The sequence below is a fragment of the Streptomyces sp. JH14 genome (assembly GCF_029428675.1).
GTDB lineage: Bacteria > Actinomycetota > Actinomycetes > Streptomycetales > Streptomycetaceae > Streptomyces.
Map to the genome: position 1 here is coordinate 4,793,110 of NZ_JAJNEL010000001.1, position 19,992 is coordinate 4,813,101.

At 71.3% G+C, this 19,992-nt stretch carries 18 protein-coding genes; 13 read left to right on the forward strand and 5 right to left on the reverse strand.

Annotated elements, in window-relative coordinates:
* The first annotated feature begins 199 nt into the window (after nt 1-199).
* Nucleotides 200-934 (forward strand): ferritin-like fold-containing protein, encoded by a 735-nt coding sequence (locus LRD69_RS21810; protein WP_277328231.1) that lies wholly within the window; start codon nt 200-202, stop codon nt 932-934.
* 58 nt (nt 935-992) lie between these two features.
* On the opposite strand, the gene LRD69_RS21815 is transcribed toward LRD69_RS21810, so the two are convergent.
* The 4 genes from LRD69_RS21815 to LRD69_RS21830 all read right to left on the reverse strand — a co-directional run bounded on the left by LRD69_RS21815 (nt 993) and on the right by LRD69_RS21830 (nt 2,937).
* A complete protein-coding gene (locus tag LRD69_RS21815) occupies nt 993-1,262 on the reverse strand; it encodes a hypothetical protein (RefSeq protein ID WP_277328232.1) in 270 nt (89 codons plus the stop codon).
* Between the two features lie 281 nt (nt 1,263-1,543).
* Nucleotides 1,544-1,771 carry a DUF3107 domain-containing protein gene (locus LRD69_RS21820; RefSeq protein ID WP_277328233.1) on the reverse strand — a complete coding sequence of 76 codons (228 nt, stop codon included), beginning with the start codon at nt 1,769-1,771 and terminating at the stop codon, nt 1,544-1,546.
* A 139-nt stretch (nt 1,772-1,910) separates the two neighbouring features.
* The gene (locus tag LRD69_RS21825) at nt 1,911-2,552 is read right to left on the reverse strand and encodes a TetR/AcrR family transcriptional regulator (RefSeq protein ID WP_277328234.1); all 642 of its coding nucleotides are present in this window, start codon (nt 2,550-2,552) and stop codon (nt 1,911-1,913) included.
* A 169-nt stretch (nt 2,553-2,721) separates the two neighbouring features.
* The gene (locus tag LRD69_RS21830) at nt 2,722-2,937 is read right to left on the reverse strand and encodes a hypothetical protein (protein WP_277328235.1); all 216 of its coding nucleotides are present in this window, start codon (nt 2,935-2,937) and stop codon (nt 2,722-2,724) included.
* 109 nt (nt 2,938-3,046) lie between these two features.
* Here LRD69_RS21830 and LRD69_RS21835 point away from each other — a divergent pair, with 109 nt between their 5' ends.
* The 12 genes from LRD69_RS21835 to moeZ all read left to right on the forward strand — a co-directional run bounded on the left by LRD69_RS21835 (nt 3,047) and on the right by moeZ (nt 18,285).
* Nucleotides 3,047-4,009 (forward strand): alpha/beta hydrolase, encoded by a 963-nt coding sequence (locus tag LRD69_RS21835; RefSeq protein ID WP_277328236.1) that lies wholly within the window; start codon nt 3,047-3,049, stop codon nt 4,007-4,009.
* Between the two features lie 8 nt (nt 4,010-4,017).
* On the forward strand, nt 4,018-5,460 hold the full coding sequence (locus LRD69_RS21840) for a DUF3152 domain-containing protein (protein WP_277328237.1): 1,443 nt from the start codon (nt 4,018-4,020) through the stop codon (nt 5,458-5,460).
* Between the two features lie 169 nt (nt 5,461-5,629).
* On the forward strand, nt 5,630-5,725 hold the full coding sequence (locus tag LRD69_RS31065) for an Ms4533A family Cys-rich leader peptide (RefSeq protein WP_328887213.1): 96 nt from the start codon (nt 5,630-5,632) through the stop codon (nt 5,723-5,725).
* Between the two features lie 229 nt (nt 5,726-5,954).
* Entirely contained in the window at nt 5,955-7,679 is a 1,725-nt protein-coding gene (locus tag LRD69_RS21845) for an ABC transporter substrate-binding protein (protein WP_277328238.1), read from the forward strand.
* A gap of 2 nt (nt 7,680-7,681) precedes the next feature.
* Nucleotides 7,682-8,665, forward strand: coding sequence for an ABC transporter permease (locus tag LRD69_RS21850; protein WP_277328239.1), 984 nt, complete (start codon nt 7,682-7,684; stop codon nt 8,663-8,665).
* Nucleotides 8,662-9,651 (forward strand): ABC transporter permease, encoded by a 990-nt coding sequence (locus LRD69_RS21855; protein ID WP_277328240.1) that lies wholly within the window; start codon nt 8,662-8,664, stop codon nt 9,649-9,651. Before LRD69_RS21850 ends, LRD69_RS21855 begins: the two co-directional genes overlap by 4 nt.
* Nucleotides 9,648-11,348 carry an ABC transporter ATP-binding protein gene (locus LRD69_RS21860; protein WP_277328241.1) on the forward strand — a complete coding sequence of 567 codons (1,701 nt, stop codon included), beginning with the start codon at nt 9,648-9,650 and terminating at the stop codon, nt 11,346-11,348. Before LRD69_RS21855 ends, LRD69_RS21860 begins: the two co-directional genes overlap by 4 nt.
* 190 nt (nt 11,349-11,538) lie before the next feature.
* Nucleotides 11,539-13,323, forward strand: coding sequence for a DUF3492 domain-containing protein (locus LRD69_RS21865; protein WP_277328242.1), 1,785 nt, complete (start codon nt 11,539-11,541; stop codon nt 13,321-13,323).
* A gap of 484 nt (nt 13,324-13,807) precedes the next feature.
* Entirely contained in the window at nt 13,808-15,088 is a 1,281-nt protein-coding gene (locus LRD69_RS21870; RefSeq protein WP_277329834.1) for a hypothetical protein, read from the forward strand.
* Nucleotides 15,089-15,222: 134 nt separating this feature from the next.
* A complete protein-coding gene (locus tag LRD69_RS21875) occupies nt 15,223-16,188 on the forward strand; it encodes an NAD-dependent epimerase/dehydratase family protein (protein ID WP_277328243.1) in 966 nt (321 codons plus the stop codon).
* Complete coding sequence (locus LRD69_RS21880; protein ID WP_277328244.1) at nt 16,176-17,021, forward strand: spherulation-specific family 4 protein; 846 nt, start codon at nt 16,176-16,178, stop codon at nt 17,019-17,021. The genes LRD69_RS21875 and LRD69_RS21880 overlap by 13 nt, the downstream gene beginning before the upstream one ends.
* 85 nt (nt 17,022-17,106) lie before the next feature.
* The gene (gene moeZ, locus LRD69_RS21885) at nt 17,107-18,285 is read left to right on the forward strand and encodes an adenylyltransferase/sulfurtransferase MoeZ (RefSeq protein WP_277328245.1); all 1,179 of its coding nucleotides are present in this window, start codon (nt 17,107-17,109) and stop codon (nt 18,283-18,285) included.
* Between the two features lie 83 nt (nt 18,286-18,368).
* Here moeZ and LRD69_RS21890 read toward each other — a convergent pair whose 3' ends face one another.
* Nucleotides 18,369-19,973 carry an alpha/beta hydrolase gene (locus tag LRD69_RS21890; protein ID WP_277328246.1) on the reverse strand — a complete coding sequence of 535 codons (1,605 nt, stop codon included), beginning with the start codon at nt 19,971-19,973 and terminating at the stop codon, nt 18,369-18,371.
* Nucleotides 19,974-19,992 lie beyond the last annotated feature (19 nt).

Here is a 19,992-nt window from a genome sequence, read left to right on the forward strand (position 1 = left end):
CGGGTCGGAGCCGATCGGGCCACCGACCGGGCATCCTCATTCAATTTCGCGCCACCGGTACATCCAAAATACTCAGTAGCCGCAATACCACTGTACCCCGGATTCGTGCATGTGTGTTGGGCGAATTCATCGGAACGGTGTGATGTCACCGGCTGACCAGGCCCTTCCATCCCCCGACGGGCGGGCTATTCTGCGGTTCATGGAGACGCCTGACAACGCCACTGAAGCCCCCGCACCCACCGGAATCGCCGCTCAGGACTGGGCCACCGCATCCGCGGAGCCGCAGTACCGCGCCGCGGTCGTGGATCTGCTGGGTGCGCTCGCGTACGGAGAGCTTGCGGCCTTCGAGCGGCTCGCCGAGGACGCCAAACTCGCGCCGACGCTGGCCGACAAGGCGGAGCTGGCAAAGATGGCGTCCGCCGAATTCCATCACTTCGAGCAGCTCACGGACCGGCTGACCGCGATCGACACGGAGCCGACCGCGGCGATGGAACCTTTTGCCAAGGCGCTCGACGACTTCCACCGCCAGACCGCCCCGTCGGACTGGCTGGAGGGCCTGGTCAAGGCGTACGTCGGTGACTCGATCGCCAGTGACTTCTACCGTGAGGTCGCCGCCCGGCTCGACTCGGACACCCGGTCGCTCGTTCTCGCCGTGCTCGACGACACCGGCCACGGAAACTTCGCCGTGGAGAAGGTGCGGGCCGCGATCGAGGCCGACCCGCGCGTCGGCGGCCGGCTCGCGCTGTGGGCCCGCCGGCTGATGGGCGAGGCGCTCTCGCAGGCCCAGCGGGTGGTCGCCGACCGCGACGCGCTGTCGACGATGCTCGTCGGCGGGGTGGCCGACGGGTTCGACCTGGCCGAGGTCGGCCGGATGTTCTCGCGGATCACCGAGGCGCACACCAAGCGGATGGCGGCGCTCGGACTTGCTGCCTGAGCCCCCTGGGACCGCGGCCGACCTCGTACGGGAGTGCAGAAAAGACCTCGTACGAGGGTCAGGCCGCCGCTGATCGGCCCAGACGGCGGCTACGCGGGCGCAGCAACAGGGACAGCGTCACCGCCGCGATCAGTACCGCGCCGATCAGCGTGGCCGGCACATGGCCCGGACCCAGCACCGAGTGCGTCAGATACGCGCCGAACAGGGCTCCCAGAGCGCCGGTGGCAAAGACCGTACGGCGGGCCGGAAGCCGGCCGGACAGCTGTCGGAGCGCCACCCAGGAGAGGGCGAGTCCGAGCACGACGGAGCCGAGGGATTCCCAGATCACAGATGTTCACCTCGCGGGGGGTTGGGACGGGGATCTGCCCTGTTCGGGAAGGTGCGGGGAGGGCAAATCGGTCGTAGACGGTCCTACCCGTGAGCCGCGGAATGCAACCCTTTTGGCACAGGTTTCGCACAGCTGTCGCAGAGGCGGGAGGCCGTGACCGGCGGATCGCGGCCGGGGCCCCGTTCCGCCGGGCATTCCCTCGGGCCACCGCACGACGAAGCGGCCCGGCGGGGGTCGATCCCCACCGGGCCGCTTCTCACTGCTGTGCGTCGAGCGTGCTCCTACAGCGCGCCGAACCCCACCCGCCGCGTGCTCGGCTCGCCGATCTCCACGTAGGCGACCCGGTCGGCCGGCACCAGGACCTTGCGGCCCTTGTCGTCCGTGAGGCTGAGCAGCTGCGTCTTGCCGGTGAGAGCCTCGGCGACCGCGCTCTCGACCTCCTCGGCGGAAAGTCCGCTCTCCAGAACGATCTCCCGGGGTGCGTGCTGCACGCCGATCTTGACCTCCACGGCTATGTCCCTCCGACGGTCAGTCCTCTGCGCGTGAGCCGCGCCGTACGCACCACACATTAGCCCGGTGAGCGGAACAGTCAGGGGTCGGCGGGCAACGCCCGCAGCGAACATCGGCCCCGGGGCCCGCCCGGCACGGTCAGTGCTGGTCGATGCCGTGCAGCGGGAACCCGGCGATGCCACGCCAGGCCAGCGACGTGAGCAGCTGCACCGCCGTGTCCCGCGGGATCGCCGACTGGCTGGACAGCCAGTAGCGGGCGACCACCTGGGAGACACCGCCCAGGCCCACCGCGAGCAGCATCGACTCCTCCTTGGACAGTCCCGTGTCACCCGCGATGACGTCGGAGATCGCCTCCGCGCACTGCAGCGAGACCCGGTCGACCCGTTCGCGTACCGCGGGCTCGTTCGTGAGGTCCGACTCGAAGACCAGCCGGAAGGCGCCGCCCTCGTCCTCGACGTAGGCGAAGTAGGCGTCCATCGTCGCGGCGACACGCAGTTTGTTGTCCGTCGTCGACGCCAGTGCCGTGCGGACCGACTGCAGCAGCGATTCGCAGTGCTGGTCGAGCAGGGCCAGATAGAGCTCCAGCTTGCCCGGGAAGTGCTGGTAGAGCACCGGCTTGCTGACGCCGGCCCGTTCCGCGATGTCGTCCATCGCGGCGGAGTGGTACCCCTGTGCGACGAAGACCTCCTGCGCGGCGCCCAGCAGCTGGTTGCGTCGGGCGCGGCGAGGCAGGCGAGTGCCCCGCGGGCGCGCTGCCTCTGTCTGCTCGATGGCTGTCACGCCGCCTCCCAAATTTGTGATCGAACACAGCCGTTACCTGCACACTGCGCCGTTCGGCCATCGTACTTTTGAGTAACCCGGGTGCGCGCGGTGCGGACGCAGAATTTCACGTACCGGACCGCTGCGGTAGCCACAGATCTGTCGACCCGCACGGTAAAAGCAGGGCGTATCAGCGGTAATCGTCCTCATCCTGCGCGACGACGCGATGCTGTTCGGCGGCATCCGCCGCATTCGCGGTGGCCTGATCGATATTGGTCAGCGGTTCATCGCTCTTCTGCTGGAGATCGGCGTGCTGCTCCGCGGCGTCCGCCTCGGGCGCCTCCTGGTCGGGTTCGTCCGGCTGGATGTCCTCGAAGGTCTCCGGGTCACTGGGGTCGACCGTCATGGTGACTCCCTTCCTTGATTCGAGCGTAGGAGCTAGCCCCTCACGGCGCTATGCGATCTGTGACGGCGAACACACGAATCACGGTGTGATCGTCTCGTAACATTGGCGCATGTCTTCGACCGAGCTGCCGGGAGTCCACGTCTCTGCCGCCGTGGTCCCCCCGGGGCGCGCCGTCCGGGTCGCCGAGGGGGAGAAGCTGCACTCCGTCGCCCTACCCGGACTGACGCTGAGCATCCGCTCCAGGCCGCCGCAGCAGGCCGGCCTGGAGCCGGCGCTGTATGTGCACGGGCTCGGCGGCTCCTCGCAGAACTGGTCGGCGCTGATGGAGCTGCTCCAGGACGTGGTGGACGGCGAGGCCGTCGATCTGCCCGGGTTCGGGGACTCCCCGCCGCCGGACGACGGCAACTACTCGGTCACCGGCCATGCCCGCGCGGTGATCCGGCTCCTCGACGCGGGGGAGCGCGGTCCCGTCCATCTCTTCGGCAATTCGCTCGGCGGCGCGGTGGCGACCCGGGTCGCGGCCGTCCGTCCCGATCTGGTGCGCACACTCACTCTGATCTCGCCCGCACTGCCGGAGATCCGGGTGCAGTGGCCCGCCGTGCCGACCGCCCTGCTCGCGCTTCCGGGTGCCGCAACCCTGTTCTCCCGGATGACGAAGGACTGGACCGCGGAAGAACGCACCCGCGGAGTCATGGCACTCTGTTACGGCGATCCGGCACGTGTCTCCGAGGCCGGCTTCCGTGATGCGGTGGCCGAAATGGAGCGACGGCTGGAGCTGCCGTACTTCTGGGACGCGATGACGCGCTCGGCGCGTGGCATCGTCGATGCGTACACGCTGGGCGGGCAGCACGGGCTGTGGCGCCAGGCCGAGCGCGTACTCGCTCCGACCCAGCTCGTGTACGGCGGACGGGACCAGCTCGTCTCGTACCGGATGGCACGCAGGGCGTCCGCGACTTTCCGCGATTCGCGGCTGCTGACACTGCCCGAAGCCGGGCACGTGGCGATGATGGAGTACCCGGAGACGGTCGCCCAGGCGTTCCGGGAACTGCTCGACGAACGCGGCAGGAGCTGATTCGGGGCGTGGGACGACACAGTCGAAAAGGCCCTCAACCCAAGGGACCCGAGAGCGATGCCGCCGCTGCGAACGCAGGCGCCGGCCGCGAGGGGGTCCGGCCGCAGCCCGGCAGCGGCCGGCGCCGGAGGGCGGCCGACGCGCAGCCCGGCAGCACGGACGGGCACACGCCGTACCAGGGGGTCCCCCAGGTGCGCGGTGGCCACCCCGAGCAGCGTGAACCGGGTGGCGGCTGGGGAACCGGCACGCAGCAGCGGTACGGCGACTGGCAGATTCCGGGGCGGCCCGGTGGCGGTGGCCCGGGCCGGGGCCCGGGGGCGGCCCGGCCGATGTCCCAGCAGCCGCCGACGGCCGCGCCGTCGATGTCCGGGCAGTCGCTGTTCGAGCGTGCGCCCCTGTCCTCCCGGCGGTCGCCGGCGCCGCAGTATCCGCGGACGGCCCAGCAGCAGGCGGTCGATGAGCGACCGCTGATACCGGGGCCGCGACGGGAGTTCGTCGATGTCTTCGACGCACCGCCGGCCTCGCTCACGCCGCCCTCGCCGCGGGCCCCGTCGGACGATCCGTACAGCTCGGTCGGCGAATGGGACGAGCGGCCCCCCGGCGAAGACCTCGACGGGGCCGAGGACGCCAAGGACGGCAGGAGCACCAAGGGCCGTACCTTCACCGGTATCGCGGCCGCGGCGGTGACCACCGTGCTTGCGGTCGTCGTCGCCGGACAGGTCGCCCACGACGGCAGCGCGCGGGTCGGCGTCGCCATGGCGCCGTCCGGCGTGGACCGCAACGGCGGCGTCGACACCCCTTCGCGTTCGGACGACCGGCCGACGCCGACAAAGGCCGCGGTCAAGCCGCTCTCGTACGCGCAGAAGATGGCCAAGGCCTATCCGCTCGACCCGGAACTGAAGGGTTCCGGGCGTTTCGAGGTGGTCCCGGGCTCGGCGAAAGCTCCGGGCAAGGGGCACAAGTACCGCTATCGGATCGATATCGAAAAGGGTCTGGGTCTCGATGCCGGACTCTTCGCCGAAGCGGTTCAGAAAACCCTCAACGACGACCGCAGCTGGGCGCACGACGGCGCCATGACGTTTGAGCGGATCTCCTCGGGCGACCCTGATTTCGTCATCACTCTGGCCAGTCCGGGAACCACCGGCGACTGGTGCAGGAAGTCGGGACTCGACACGACCGAGGACAACGTCTCGTGCGACTCCGCGGCGACCGAGCGCGTGATGATCAACGCCTATCGCTGGGCACAGGGGTCGTCGACGTTCGGCCCGGAGAAGCTCTTCTCCTACCGCCAGATGCTGATCAACCACGAGGTCGGCCACCGACTGGGGCACAACCATGTGAGTTGCCGCACGCCCGGAGCGCTGGCTCCGGTCATGCAGCAGCAGACCAAGTCGCTGGACATCGACGGGATCAAGTGCCGCCCCAACGCCTGGGTGTACCCGGTCAGTTGACCCGGGGTGCGGGTGTCCGCCGGTGCTCGCCGGGCCGCCCCTGGGCCGAGGGTCTTCCGGTGTCCGCGCCCGGGGCGCAGAGACGGCCGCCCAGGATGACGTCCACCATGTGAGACGGCGTCTCATTCCTGCGTTGACATCGCTGATCCGGTCGCGCATATTTCTCGGCATGTCACGCAGCCCTGTCACCTCCGAGCGCGCCGCCTTTGTGCTGGCGCTCATCGGCGTGACCGGGCTCAGCGTCGCCGACATTCACTGTTGCTGACGCCTGCCCGAGCGCGCGTCGGCCCCTTGCTCCGAGCCCTGGTCTCGGTCCGAACGGCCCTTTCCGACCGCCGCGCCCGGTGTGCATACGTCCGCAGGCGCGGCAGTTTCGGTTTTCCGGCCCTCCTTTTCCGATGACGGCCGGTTGATTCGTTCCCACTCTCGCCGCAGCCTGCGCGGACCCCCTTCCGCTTTTCTCCGCAGGCAGTACTCCGAGAGGTCATCTTCCGATGCGTCAACCGTCCGTCATATCGCGCCGCGTGGCAGCGGCCGTCGTGGTTCTCGTCGTGGGTTCGGGCGCCGCGGCCTGCGGCCCCCAGGACAGCAAGGGCAGCGACGCCGGCTCCGGCGCGGCGGGCAAGCCCGCCAAGGGCGGCACGCTCACCGTCCTCAACCGCAGCCCGCAGGAGGACTTCGACCCGGCGCGGCTGTACACCTCGGGCGGAGGCAACGTCCCGTCCCTGGTCTTCCGTACGCTGACCACCCGCAACCGTGAGGGCGGTGCAGCCGGCGCGAAGGTCGTCCCCGACCTGGCGACCGACCTGGGCACGCCCAGCAAGAACGCCACCGTGTGGACGTACACGCTCAAGGACGGCCTGAAGTACGAGGACGGCACCGCGATCACGAGCGCCGACATCAAGTACGGCATCGAGCGCTCCTTCGCCGCCGAACTCTCCGGCGGTGCGCCCTACCTGCGCGACTGGCTGATCGGCGGGGCCGACTACCAGGGTCCGTACAAGGACAAGAAGGGCCTCGCCTCGATCGAGACGCCCGACGCGAAGACGATCGTCTTCCACCTCAACAAGCCGGAGGGCGAGTTCCCCTACCTGGCGACGCAGACCCAGACGACCCCCGTACCGAAGGCCAAGGACACCGGCACGAAGTACGAGAACCACCCGATCTCCTCGGGGCCGTACAAGGTCGTCAAGAACGAGGGCGACGGCGAGCGCCTCGTCCTGGAGCGCAACACGTACTGGTCGGCCGCGACCGACGAGGAGCGCAAGGCGTACCCGGACCGTATCGACGTGCGCTCCGGCCTCGACTCCGCCGTCATCAACCAGCGGCTCTCCGCCTCCCGGGGCGCCGACGCCGCTGCCGTCACCACCGACACCAACCTGGGCCCGGCCGAGCTCGCCAAGGTCACCGGCGACAAGAAGCTCGCCGCCCGCGTCGGCACCGGCCACTTCGGCTACACCAACTACATCGCCTTCAACCCGAAGGTGAAGCCGTTCGACAACCCGAAGGTGCGTCAGGCGATCTCGTACGCCGTCGACCGCACCTCGGTCGTCAACGCGGCCGGCGGCTCCTCGCTCGCCGAGCCCGCCACCACCTTCCTGCCGGAGCAGGCGTCCTTCGGCTACCAGGCCTACGACGCCTTCCCCGCCGGTAAGACGGGCAACGCGGCCAAGGCCAAGGAACTGCTGAAGGAGGCCGGTTACGCCAAGGGCCTGACCGTCACCCTCACGCACTCCAACGACAAGAACTTCGCCACCAGCCCGGAGATCGCCACCGCGATCCAGGAGGCGCTGAAGAAGGCCGGGATCACGGTCAAGCTCCAGGGCCTGGAGTCCAACGCGTACTCGGACACGGTCTACAACGTGAAGAGCGAGCCCGGCTTCTTCCTCACCGGGTGGGGCGCCGACTGGCCGTCCGGCGGTCCGTTCCTCGCACCGATCTTCGACGGACGCCAGATCGTCAAGAACGGCTACAACTTCAACGCCTCCCAGCTCGACGACGCCTCCGTCAACAAGGAGGTCGACGAGATCAACAAGCTGACCGACCTGAGCGCGGCCGCCAAGCGCTGGGGCGCACTCGACAAGAAGATCGGGGAGCAGGCGGTGACCGTGCCGCTGTTCCACCCCGTCTACAAGCGTCTCTACGGGGAGGCGGTCAAGAACGTCGTCATCAGCGACTGGACCGGCGTTCTCGACATCTCGCAGGTCGCGGTCAAGTAGCCATGGCCGAAGCTCTGCTGGTCAAGGAGGCGGGGGCCGTGCGGGCCCCCGCCTCCGGGGCCTCCTCGTTCTGGCGGCGGCTGCGCGCCCGGCGGTCCGCCGCTGTGGCGGCCGTCGTCGTCGCGCTGCTGGTCCTGGTCGCCCTCGCCGCCCCGCTGCTCGCGGGCATCGAGGGCCAGGACCCCACCACGTACCACGCGAACCTCGTCGACTCCGCGACCGGCGGCGTGCCGCTGGGCTCGTACGGCGGGATCAGCGCCGACCACTGGCTCGGCGTCGAACCGCTCACCGGCCGCGATCTCTTCGCCCGCGTGGTGTACGGCGCCAGGGTGTCCCTCGGCGTCGCGCTCGCCGCGACCCTGCTCCAGGTGATCATCGGGCTGGCCGTCGGTCTCGCCGCCGGGCTCGGCAACCGTTTCGTCGACCAGGTCCTCAGCCGCGTCACCGACGTCGTCGTCGCCCTGCCCGTCATGGTGATCGCGCTCGGCGCGCTCGCCGTCGTCCCCGCGGACTTTCCGCGTCCGGTGCTGATCGCCACGATCGTCGGACTCGTCGGCTGGTCCGGCATCTCCAAGATCGTGCGCGCCCGGACCCTCGTGCTGAAGTCGCTCGACCACGTGGCGGCCGCCCGGCTCAGCGGCTGGCGAGGGGTGCGCATCGCCCGGCGCGAACTGCTGCCCGCGCTCGCCGCACCCGTCATCACGTACGCCGTGCTGCTCTTCCCCGGCAACATCGTCGTCGAAGCGGCGCTGTCCTTCCTCGGCGTCGGCATCAAGCCGCCCACGCCGTCCTGGGGGCAGATGCTCAGCGACGCCGACACCTGGTACCAGGCGGCGCCCACGTATCTGCTGATCCCCGCCCTGCTGATCTTCATCACCGTGCTGGCGCTGACCATCCTCGGCGAGGGCGTACGCAACGCACTCGACCCGCGCGTCGCCTCCCGGCTGCGGGTCGGCACCGGACGCAAGAAGGAGGCCGGAGCATGAGCCGGTTCCTGCTGCGGCGCCTCGGCGGGGCGCTCTTCGTGCTCCTCGCCCTCAGCGTCGTCGTCTACGCCGCGTTCTACGTCGCCCCGGGCAACGTCGCACAGATCGCCTGCGGTCCGCGCTGCTCGCCCGCCCAGGTCGCACAGGTCAGCGACCAGCTGCGGCTCGGCGACCCGCTGTATCTGCAGTACGCGCACTTCCTCCAGGGGATCTTCGCCGGCCGCGACTACTCGACCGGCACCGGGATCCTGCACTGCCCGGCACCCTGCCTCGGACGCTCGTACCAGAACGACGAGCAGGTGACCCAGATGATCCTCACCAAGCTCCCGGCCACCGCCTCGCTCGCCATCGGCGCCTTCGTGCTGTGGATCGTGGTCGGCGTCGGCACCGGGCTGCTCTCGGTGTGGCGGCGCGGCCGGGCGACCGAGCGGCTCCTCACCGGACTGACCCTGGCCGGCACGGCGACACCCGTCTTCGTCGTCGGCCTGCTGCTGATCATCGTCTTCTGCTCGGCGCTGCAACTGCTGCCGTTCCCCGACTACGTACCGCTCACCGAGGACCCGGAACAGTGGGCCTGGAACCTGCTGCTGCCCTGGGTCTCGCTGGCCCTGGTCTCCGCCGCTCCGTACGCCCGGATGACCCGGGCGTCGATGCTGGAGACCCTCGCCGAGGACCATGTACGCACCTTCCGCGCGTACGGCGTCAGTGAACGGCGGCTCGTCGGGCGGCACGCGCTGCGCGGCGCTCTCGGCCCCGTGATCGCGCTCGGCGCACTGGACATCGGCTCGATGTTCGGCGGCGCCGTGCTCACCGAATCACTCTTCAACATCCCCGGCGTCGGACGCGAACTCGTCGAAGCCGTGAAGAACGTCGACCTTCCGGTCGTCGTCGGCCTGGTGCTCGTCACCGGCTTCTTCGTCGTCCTAGCCAATGCCGTCGCGGACATTCTCCAGGCGATGGCCGACCGTCGGGTGGTGCTGGCATGAGCCTGGTCGAGGTATCCGATCTGACGATCACCTTCGACGGAGCGGACGGCGCACGAGCCGTGGACGGCCTCTCCTTCACCCTGGAGGCGGGCGCCGCGCTCGGCGTCGTCGGCGAGTCCGGCTCGGGCAAGAGCGCGTCGGCGTACGCCCTGCTCGGGCTTCACCGGGGGACCGGGGCCGCGGTCGGCGGCTCGATCCGGGTCGCCGGCGTGGACGTACAGACGGCGGACGACGCGGAACTGCGGGCGCTGCGCGGCGCAAAGGCCGCGATGGTCTTCCAGGACCCGCTGTCGTCGCTGGACCCCTACTACGCGGTCGGCGACCAGATCGCCGAGGTGTACCGGGTCCATACGCGTGCCTCGCGGCGGGCGGCGCGGGCGCGGGCCGTCGACGTGCTCGACCGGGTCGGCATCCCCGACGCGGCACGGCGGTCACGGTCCCGGCCGCACGAGTTCTCCGGCGGGATGCGGCAGCGCGCGCTGATCGCGATGGCGGTGGCCTGCGAGCCGGAGCTGCTGATCGCCGACGAGCCGACGACCGCGCTGGACGTCACCGTCCAGGCCCAGATCCTCGACCTGCTGCACACCCTGCGCAAGGAGACCGGAATGGGCCTGCTGCTGGTCACCCACGACGTGGGGGTCGCGGCGGAGAGCGTCGACGACGTGCTGGTCATGCAGTCGGGCCGTGAGGTCGAGCGCGGCTCGGTCGCCGAGGTGCTCGGCGCTCCCCGGCAGCCGTACACGCGCGACCTGCTGGCGGCGGTACCGCGGGTGGACGCGGAGCGTCCGGTGCGGGCGGGGGCACGCGTGCCGGCGGCTCGCGTCGCCGACGTGGCCGGGCCGGCACGGGAAACAGCCGCGCCCCAGGTCGCTCCGGTGGGTGAGCCCCTGCTCGAAGCCGTCGATCTGCGACGCGCCTTCGGGCGGGGCCGTGACCGGGTCACCGCCGTGGACGGCGTCTCGCTGACCGTCCACCCCGGCGAGACGCTCGGCATCGTCGGCGAGAGCGGCAGCGGCAAGACGACCCTCGGCCGGATGCTCGTACGCCTCCTCGACCCGACCGCGGGCCGGCTCCACTACCGGGGCACGGAGATCGGATCGCTGTCGGACAAGGCGCTGCGCCCGCACCGGCGCGAGCTCCAGATGGTCTTCCAGGACCCCGTCGCCTCGCTCAACCCGCGCCGCTCGATCGGTGAATCCGTCGCCGATCCGCTGCGCGCGGCGGGCGCACTCGACGACACCCGGATCCGGGCGCGTGTCCAGGAACTGCTGGAACGCGTCGGCCTCGACCCCGACCGGTACGACCGCTACCCGCACGAGTTCAGCGGCGGACAGCGCCAGCGTGTGGGCATCGCCCGTGCGCTCGCCGCCGACCCCAAGCTGATCGTGTGCGACGAACCGGTCTCCGCGCTCGATGTCACCACCCAGGCACAGGTCACCGCGCTCCTCGCCGAGCTGCAGCGCGAACTCGGCCTCGGGCTGGTCTTCATCGCCCACGACCTCGCGGTCGTACGGCAGGTCAGCGACCGGGTCGCGGTGATGCGGCAGGGCCGGATCGTCGAGCAGGGGCGTGTCGACGAGGTGTACGGGGCGCCCCAGGACCCGTACACCAAGCAGCTCCTGGCCGCTGTGCCCTCGCTCGATCCGGCGCTCGCCGCCGTGCGCCGCGCGGCTCGCAAGGAGCTGGCCGCAGCCTGACCCAACGTAACCGATCCCGCTCATAGCGCGACAGAACGCTACCGGGGCGGGAAAGTTACGACGGTTCACCCCTTTCGGTGGCGCGATGGACAACCGTCCATCGCGCCACCCGAATATCCGCTTACGGTCGTCCCGCTGTGAGTCGCCGATCCGACGGCGGCCGCCCACAAGGGAGATCGGGGGTGCACTCGTGCGGATCGGGCTCCTCACCGACGGTGGTTATCCGTATGCGACCGGTGAGTCCAGACTCTGGTGCGACCGTCTGGTGCGCGGGCTGGCGCAGCATGAGTTCGATCTCTATGCGCTCAGCCGCTCCGCCGAGCAGGAGGCCCAGGGCTGGGTGCAGCTCCCGCACCAGGTCAGCCGGGTGCGGACGGCGCCGCTGTGGATGGCCGACGAGGACATCCTGGGCGGCCGAACCCCCAAGGGTCTGCTCGCCCGACTGCTGACCGGCGGGGGCGGCCGGCCCTACGGACGGCGCGAACGGCGCCGCTTCAGGGCGTCCTTCACCGCGCTCGCGACGTCGATCTGCACGACGGAGACGGCGGGCGACGACGAGGAGGGCGTGCGCCGTACGAGCGCCCCCGGCGCCGCCGATGCGCAGTTCACCGACGGGCTCTACGGACTCGCCGAACTGGCCCGCGACCACGGCGGACTCACCGCTGCCCTCCGCTCGGAGGCCGCCGTCCGGGTGCTGGAGGCCGCCTGCCGCGCCCCGGGCACGAGCCGCACGGTCCAGACCGCGACCGTCCCCGACCTCCTCGCCCTCACCGCCGAGCTGGACCGTGTCCTGAGGCCCCTCTCGCTCGACTGGTACGACGAGGAGAGTCTCGGCGCGGTCGACGTCTGCCACGCCACCTCCGGCGGCGCCGCCGCGCTGCCGGGGCTGCTGGCCAAACGCTTCTTCGGAGTACCGCTGCTGGTCACCGAGCACGGTGTGCAGCTGCGGGCGCACTACCTCGCCGCGACCGGCACACCGCTGAGCGCGGCGGTACGCGCCCTGCTCGCCGGCTTCCACCGGCGGCTCGCCGCCGAGGTGTACCGGCAGGCCGCGCTCATCACCCCCGGCAACACGCACGCCCGCCGCTGGCAGGAGCGGTGCGGCGCCGACCCGGCCAAGCTGCGTACCGTCTACCCCGGCATGGAGGCCGCCCGCTTCGCCGCGCTCGGCGAGAGCGACGACGACGGCGGACCCGACACGCTGGTCTGGGTCGGCAGGGTCGAACCCGCCAAGGACCTGATCGCGCTGCTGCACGCCTTCGCCGAGGTACGGAAGGCCGAACCGGACGCGCGGCTGCGCATCGTCGGCGCGACGGCGCCGGGCCCGGAGGGGACGACGTACCTCGCCCACTGCCGGGCGTTCGCCGCCCAGCTCTTCCCTGACGAGGCCGCCGACGCACATGCCGTCGGGGACAACCCCGTCTCCTTCGAGGACATCGGCGACGCCGACCTCCCGGACCTGGCCGAGGCGTACGCCGCGGGCGGGATCGTGGTCCTCTCCAGCGTGGTCGAGGGCTTCCCGATCAGCCTGGTCGAGGCGATGTTCTGCGGACGGGCCACGGTGTCGACGGACGTCGGAGCGGTCGTCGAAGTCATCGGCGGTACGGGGCTGGTGGTGCCCCCGCGCAACCCGCGAGCGCTCGCCGACGCGTGCATCGCGCTGCTGCACGACCCCGAGCGCCGTGCACGACTCGGCGCGGCGGCGCGCGCCCGCGCGCTCGAACTCTTCACCGTCGAACAGAATCTTGCGGCATTTCGCGGCATTTACCTGGACCTGATCTCGCGGGCCCCGGTGCGCCCGACGGACGCGCTGGAGGCGAACGGTGTCCCGCGCCCGTTCGCGACGCCGCCGGAGGCCCATGTGCTGGGCAGCTGGACGGCCCCCGTCCCGTCCGCGGCCGGTCAGCGCACCCCGAGCTGGGCCACCGAGGGCGTGTGCGCGGGCGCGCGAGGTACGGGGGACGGCGATGTGTGAGCAGGAGACGAACGCGAGGGCGGGCCGGCCGGGTGCGTCCGGCGCAGCAGGCGAACAACACGCAGGAACACCCATGGGCGGCCGCCCGACCGAGGCACCCGTCGGCACACCGATGTCCGGCAGAAACCGGGACCCTCGCGCAGGGGCCCTGGTCTCCGAGGCACAGGTCGCGGAGATCTCCGCACCGATGTGGGACCTGTCCGCACCGCTGTCGGAGGTGCCGGGCCTGCCCGGGACGGGGCAGGTGATGCCGGGCCGCTCCGGGGCCGGGGCGGTGTCGGTCATGGGACGGCCGACAGGGCGGGGCGGGCGCCCGAACCCGGATCGGGGCGTCGATCGGGACGCTGCTCCGAGCCCGGATCGGGACGAGGAAGCGGATGCGGCCTCGGGCCACGGGCACCCCCCGACCGCCGAGCCGGAGGCGGCCGAAGCGGCGCCCGCGTCGACGGCGGCCGAGGTCGCGCATGTGCCCGAGGACGCACCTATGGCCACGCCCGCACCCGAGCCCGCGTCCGAGGACACGCGCCCGCTCAAACCCGCGGCCGGGGTCGCGCCCGCGCCCACGCGTCCCTCCGAGAGCACGCACGTGGCCACGGCCCCACCGACGCCTCGGTCCACCCCCGCCGACACCCGCCGTGCCCCCGAGGTCGGGCACCCCTCCGCCGTCCCCGCGCGCAAGCTCAGTACGTCCCGGCGCGGGCCCGTCGACCCCGTGAAGACGCTCATGCACCGCCACCGCGAGCTCTGCGAACGCGCCGTCGACCCGCTGGAGATCGCCGCCGGGCTGGAGGCCCACGGAGTCACCGACCGCACCGCCGCCCGCTACCGCCACCGCGATGTCTTCTCCCTCGCCGAGGAGCTCTACGCACGGGTGCCCACCGTCGCGGGCGAGCCCGGTCGTGCGCCCGCGCCCGCACCGATGCGTGACATCGAGACGCGCGCCGCCTGGACGCTCCTCGCGCTGCTGCCCGGCGCCGCCTGCATCGCGACCGCCGTCGCGCTGCGCCTCACCGACGGGGTGCTCGGCGGCGGGGCGCGGCTCACCGTGACCCTCGGCGGGACCCTTGTCGCGCTCGTCGGCCTCAGCCTGTGCCTGCGCAACGGCCCCCTGCGCGCCGTCGAGGGGCACTCCTCGGCCGCTGCTCCGGTCTACGGCTACTGGCTCCTCGGCTACGTCCTCTACGGCGACGCCCTGCTCCACCAGGTGCTCAGCGGCGGCCCCGAAGGACCCTGGTCGATCACGCCCGCACCCCTTCTGGGACTGGCGCTCGCCGTCGCCCCGGCAGCCTGGTGCGCGCACCTCTTTTCCGTACACGCACAGCGCAAACTCGCCGGAAGCCGCGCGCTGGAGGAGTTCGCGGCAGGGGTGCGCCCTCTGCTCTTCGGGACCGTCGCACTCTTCCTCTGCGTTCTCACCGGACTGCTCCGCCTCGCCGACCTCGGGTACGGAGGCGGCGGCTCCCTCGTCGCGGCCGCCGCCCTCGGCGCACTGCTCCTGCTGGCCCGGCTGCTGACCGTCCACGGCTTTCCCGAGCCCGCCACCACCGGACTCGCCGCCGCCTGCGCCGTCGAAGCGGCGGCGCCCGCCCTGATCCTGACCGGCCGGCTGCCCGGCCTCCACTTCGTGGCACGCCCCGTCGACGCCGTCATCGCGGCGGGCGGCACCGGAGCCGTGCCCGCCCTCGCCTGCGGCGCAGCCGCGCTCGGGCTGCTGGTCCACGCCACCGTCGCTCTCTCCAGGGCCTCCGCCCACACCCTCGCGTAACCCCGCACGACCCCGCGGAGCCGACGCCGCGGGTGCCTGTTCCGTACTGATCGCAACCTCCCCAAGGAGACACCGGACATGACCGCCCAAACCCTCGCACCGGTAGGCCGCCGTCGGCTCGAAGGGGGCGCACGATGAGGGTTCTGCTGCTCGGAGCCAATGGTTTTCTCGGCCGGTTCGTGGCCGACCGGCTGCTCGCCGACCCCGCGGTGCACCTGACCGCGCTCGGCCGCGGCGACGATGCCGACGTACGGTTCGACCTCGCCGGCGGCAGCCCCGGAGCGCTCACCCGCTTCCTGGACGCCGTCCACCCCGGAGTCGTCGTCAACTGCGCGGGTGCCACCCGCGGCGGTGCCCGCGATCTGACCCGCCACAACACCGTCGCCGTCGCCACCGTCTGCGAGGCCATGCGCCGCAGCGGCTGCAGCGCCCGCCTCGTCCAGCTGGGCTGTTCCTCGGAGTACGGGCCCTCGCAGCCCGGTTCGTCGACCGCGGAGGACGCCGTCCCGCGTCCCGGCGGCCCGTACGGGGTCTCCAAGCTCGCCGCCACCGAACTCGTCCTCGGCTCCGGCCTCGACGCCGTCGTGCTGCGGGTCTTCTCGCCGGTCGGCCCCGGTACCCCGGCCGGCTCCCCGCTGGGCCGGCTCGCCGAGGCGATGCGCCGCGCCATGCAGTCCGGCGACGGCGAACTGAAGCTCAGCGGCCTCGGGGTGCAGCGCGACTTCGTCGACGTACGGGACGTCGCCCGCGCCGTGCACGCGGCCTCGCTCTCCGCCGCGCAGGGCGTCGTGAACATCGGGACCGGCCGGGCCGTGCGGCTGCGCGACGCGGCCGCCGTGCTTGCCAAGGTCGCGGGCTACCCGGGTGCGCTCCACGAGCTCGACACACCGCCCGCCCGGCTCCCCATCGGCGCCCCCCGCACCTCCGCCGAGTCCGTCATCGAACATCTCTCGGCGACCCCGTCGCCGTACCCCGACGGCTGCGGTGCCTGGCAGCAGGCGGACGTCCGCACCGCCCGCGACCGGCTCGGCTGGCGTCCGCGGATCAATCTCGAGGAGTCCCTCGCCGACATCTGGATGGAGGCGGCATGCCGCATCTGACCCGTACCGGAACCGCCCGCCGCACCAGCGGCGCCGACCAGCTCGGCTTCGGCGTGCCGGGGTACGCGCATCCGCTGCTCGCGCCCACCGAATGGGCCGAACTGACCCGCCCCGGCACCCCGCTGCACTGGGCGGTCCTCAACGTCGACGCCGGCCCCGGTGCCCGCCCCGACCCGCACTGCCTGGAGGCCGCGGGCCGGCTCCGCAACGCCCGGGACCGGGCCGTGCGCAGCGGGGCCGTGCAGGACACCGTCCGGGCGGGCGCCGGACGGCTGCTGGGCCATCTCGATCTGGCCTTCGGCAACCGCCCGTTCGGTGAACTGGTCGCCGACGCGCAGTCCTTCCTCGACTGGTACCGCGTCGACGGCTTCTATCTCGACCGGTGCCCGGCCGAGCGCGCCGACCTCCCGGCGGTCCGCCGCCTCACCAGCGGGCTCGCCGCGCTCCTGGAAGGCGGCCTGGACCACGGGGGCGAGGAGGCCGAAAGCGGGCTGCTGGTGCTCGGGCACGGGACCCATCCGTACCCCGGCTACGCCGAGACGGCCGACCAACTGGTCACCTTCTCCGGGGCATGGACCGACTACCGCTGGTCGCAGGTGGCGGAGTGGACCGCCGACTACCCGCCGGGGCGCTTCGCGCACTTCGTGCACGGTGTGCCGCGCACCCACCTCGACGAGGCCATGCGGATCGCCCGCTGGCAGGGGGCCGGGACGATCTTCTTCACCGACCGCACGGTCCGCTCCCACCACGGCGGGCAAACCGACCCATTCGCGGCACTGCCCGGGTACTGGGACGAAATCGTCTCGCGGATCGGACCTGGTATCTCGGAATGACGGGGGGCGTGGCAGTGTTACTGCAATAAGAACCGTACGCAGATGAAGTACGTATAAACCGACCACCTGCATTGTTGAGGTTCCTGTGTCGCTGCCACCCCTGGTCGAGCCCGCCGCTGAGCTCACCGTCGACGAGGTCCGCAGGTACTCCCGCCACCTGATCATCCCGGATGTCGGGATGGACGGGCAGAAGCGGCTGAAGAACGCGAAGGTGCTCTGTGTCGGCGCCGGCGGTCTCGGCTCGCCGGCCCTGATGTACCTGGCCGCGGCCGGTGTCGGCACGCTCGGCATCGTCGAGTTCGACGAGGTCGACGAGTCGAACCTGCAGCGCCAGATCATCCACAGCCAGGCCGACATCGGCCGCTCCAAGGCCCAGTCCGCCAAGGACTCGGTCCTGGGCATCAACCCGTACGTGAACGTGGTCCTTCACGAAGAGCGGCTCGAAGCCGACAACGTGATGGAGATCTTCGCCCAGTACGACCTGATCGTGGACGGCACGGACAACTTCGCCACCCGCTATCTCGTCAACGACGCCGCGGTGCTGCTGAACAAGCCGTACGTGTGGGGCTCGATCTACCGCTTCGACGGACAGGCGTCCGTCTTCTGGTCCGAGCACGGTCCTTGCTACCGCTGCCTCTACCCCGAGCCGCCGCCGCCGGGCATGGTTCCGTCCTGCGCCGAGGGCGGCGTGCTGGGCGTGCTCTGCGCGTCCATCGGCTCCATCCAGGTCAACGAGGCCATCAAGCTGCTCGCCGGCATCGGCGACCCTCTGGTCGGCCGGCTGATGATCTACGACGCCCTGGAGATGCAGTACCGCCAGGTCAAGGTTCGCAAGGACCCGAACTGCGCGGTCTGCGGCGAGAACCCGACCGTCACCGAGCTCATCGACTACGAGGCCTTCTGCGGCGTCGTGTCGGAAGAGGCCCAGGAGGCGGCGCTCGGCTCCACGATCACTCCGAAGCAGCTCAAGGAGTGGATCGACGCCGACGAGAAGATCGAGATCATCGACGTCCGCGAGCCGAACGAGTTCGAGATCGTCTCGATCCCCGGCGCGAAGCTGGTCCCGAAGAACGAGTTCCTGATGGGCAACGCCCTGCAGGACCTCCCGCAGGACAAGCGCATCGTGCTGCACTGCAAGACGGGTGTCCGCAGCGCCGAGGTCCTCGCGGTCCTCAAGTCGGCGGGCTTCGCCGACGCGGTGCACGTCGGCGGTGGCGTGATCGGCTGGGTCAACCAGATCGAGCCCGAGAAGCCGGTGTACTGAGCCTCCTTTACCGGGGCCGAACGCTTCGAAGGGGCCGGTCCGCACACCGCGGACCGGCCCCTTCGCCGTAGGCACGACCTCCCCTACGAGCAGGTCGTGCCGTTCGCCGGGACCTTCCCGTCCAGGAAGTACGCGTCCACGGCCGACGTCACGCACGCGCTCTCGCCGTACGCGCCGTGGCCCTCGCCCTTGTTGGTGAGCATGATGCCGACGTCCTTGCCCAGCTCGTCAGCCATCTTCTGCGCGCCCTCGTAGGGCGTCGCCGGGTCACCGGTCGTCCCGACGACCAGGATCGGACCGGCGCCCGGAGCGCTCGCCTCCGGGGTGTCGTGCTCCCCCTTCACCGGCCAGCCGGAGCACCAGCCGGCCGTGTCCCACGCCAGGAACGGACCGAAGACCGGGGACAGCTTCCGGAACTCGGGCAGCAGCGCCTTCGCATCGGCCGCCGTCGGCCGCAGCCTGCTGTCGGCGCACGAGATGGCGCGCTGCGAGTGGTTCTGGGTGTCGTAGTGCCCGTTCTCGTCACGGCCGTTGTACGAGTCCGCCAGCTGCAGGAGCAGATTGCCGGTGCCCTGCTTCTCGGCCTCGTCCAGCGCCTGCGTCAGGACGGGCCAGTTGCTCTTGGAGTAGAGCGGCGTCACGATGCCGGTGAGGGCCAGGGTCTCGTTGAGCTTCCGGCCTGAGCCGGTCGGCAGCGGCTTGCCGTCGATCCGCTCCAGCAGCTGCGTGATGCGATGAGTGCCCGCCTTCGGGTCCTGGCCGCGGTTCTTGAAGTAGTTCTCCAGCGCCCGCTGGAAGCCCGTCGTCTGGTTGCGGGCGTGCCCGATCGCGTCGGCGGTCGGGTCGACGACCGCGTCGAGAACCGTGCGTCCCACGTGTTCCGGGAAGAGGTGCGCGTACGTACCGCCGAGCTCCGTCCCGTACGACATGCCGAAGTAGGCGAGCTTCTTGTCGTCGAGCACCTCGCGGATCAGATCCATGTCCCGCGCGGCATTCGTCGTACCGACGAATGGGAGGACCTTGCCCGAGCGGCGCTCGCAGCCGGCGCCGAAGTCCGCGCCGTCCTTCATGAACGCCGCCTCCTCCGCCGCCGTGTCCGGAGTCATGTCGATCTTCCGGGCGGCGTCTTCCTGCTCCCGGTCCGTGCGACAGTTCACCCCGGAGCTGGCCGCGACCCCGCGCGGGTCGAAACTCACCAGGTCGTAGCGGGCGTTGAGCTTCCCGTACGAGCCGGCGGCGCGCGGCAGAATGGAGACGCCCGAACCACCGGGGCCGCCGAAGTTGAACAGCATCGAGCCGAGCCGGCGGCCCTTGTCCCGGGCCTCCTTGCGGATCAGTGCGATCCTGATCGTGTCACCGGCCGGCTCCGCGTAGTCCAGCGGAACCTCGACCGTCGCACACCTCCAGTCGGAACCGGGTGCGCTCTCGCCCCCGACGGCCTTGCAGCGGTTCCAGGCCGGCCGCTGGGAGGTGAGGCCCGCCGGCAGAGCGGGCAGTGCCCCGGGCTTCTGGTCCGCCCCGTCGGACGGAGCGCCGGACGCCGCCTTCGAGGCTCCGGCGGACGAGGGCGACGCGCTGCTGCCCGTCTTCCCGTCCGCCGTCGGATCCGCACCCCCGCAGCCCGCCAGCGCCCCCGTCAGCAGCAGTGCGGCGGCAGCCAGCACCCCGGCGCGTGCGTGGTGAACCACGTGGACGTCCCTCCCCGAT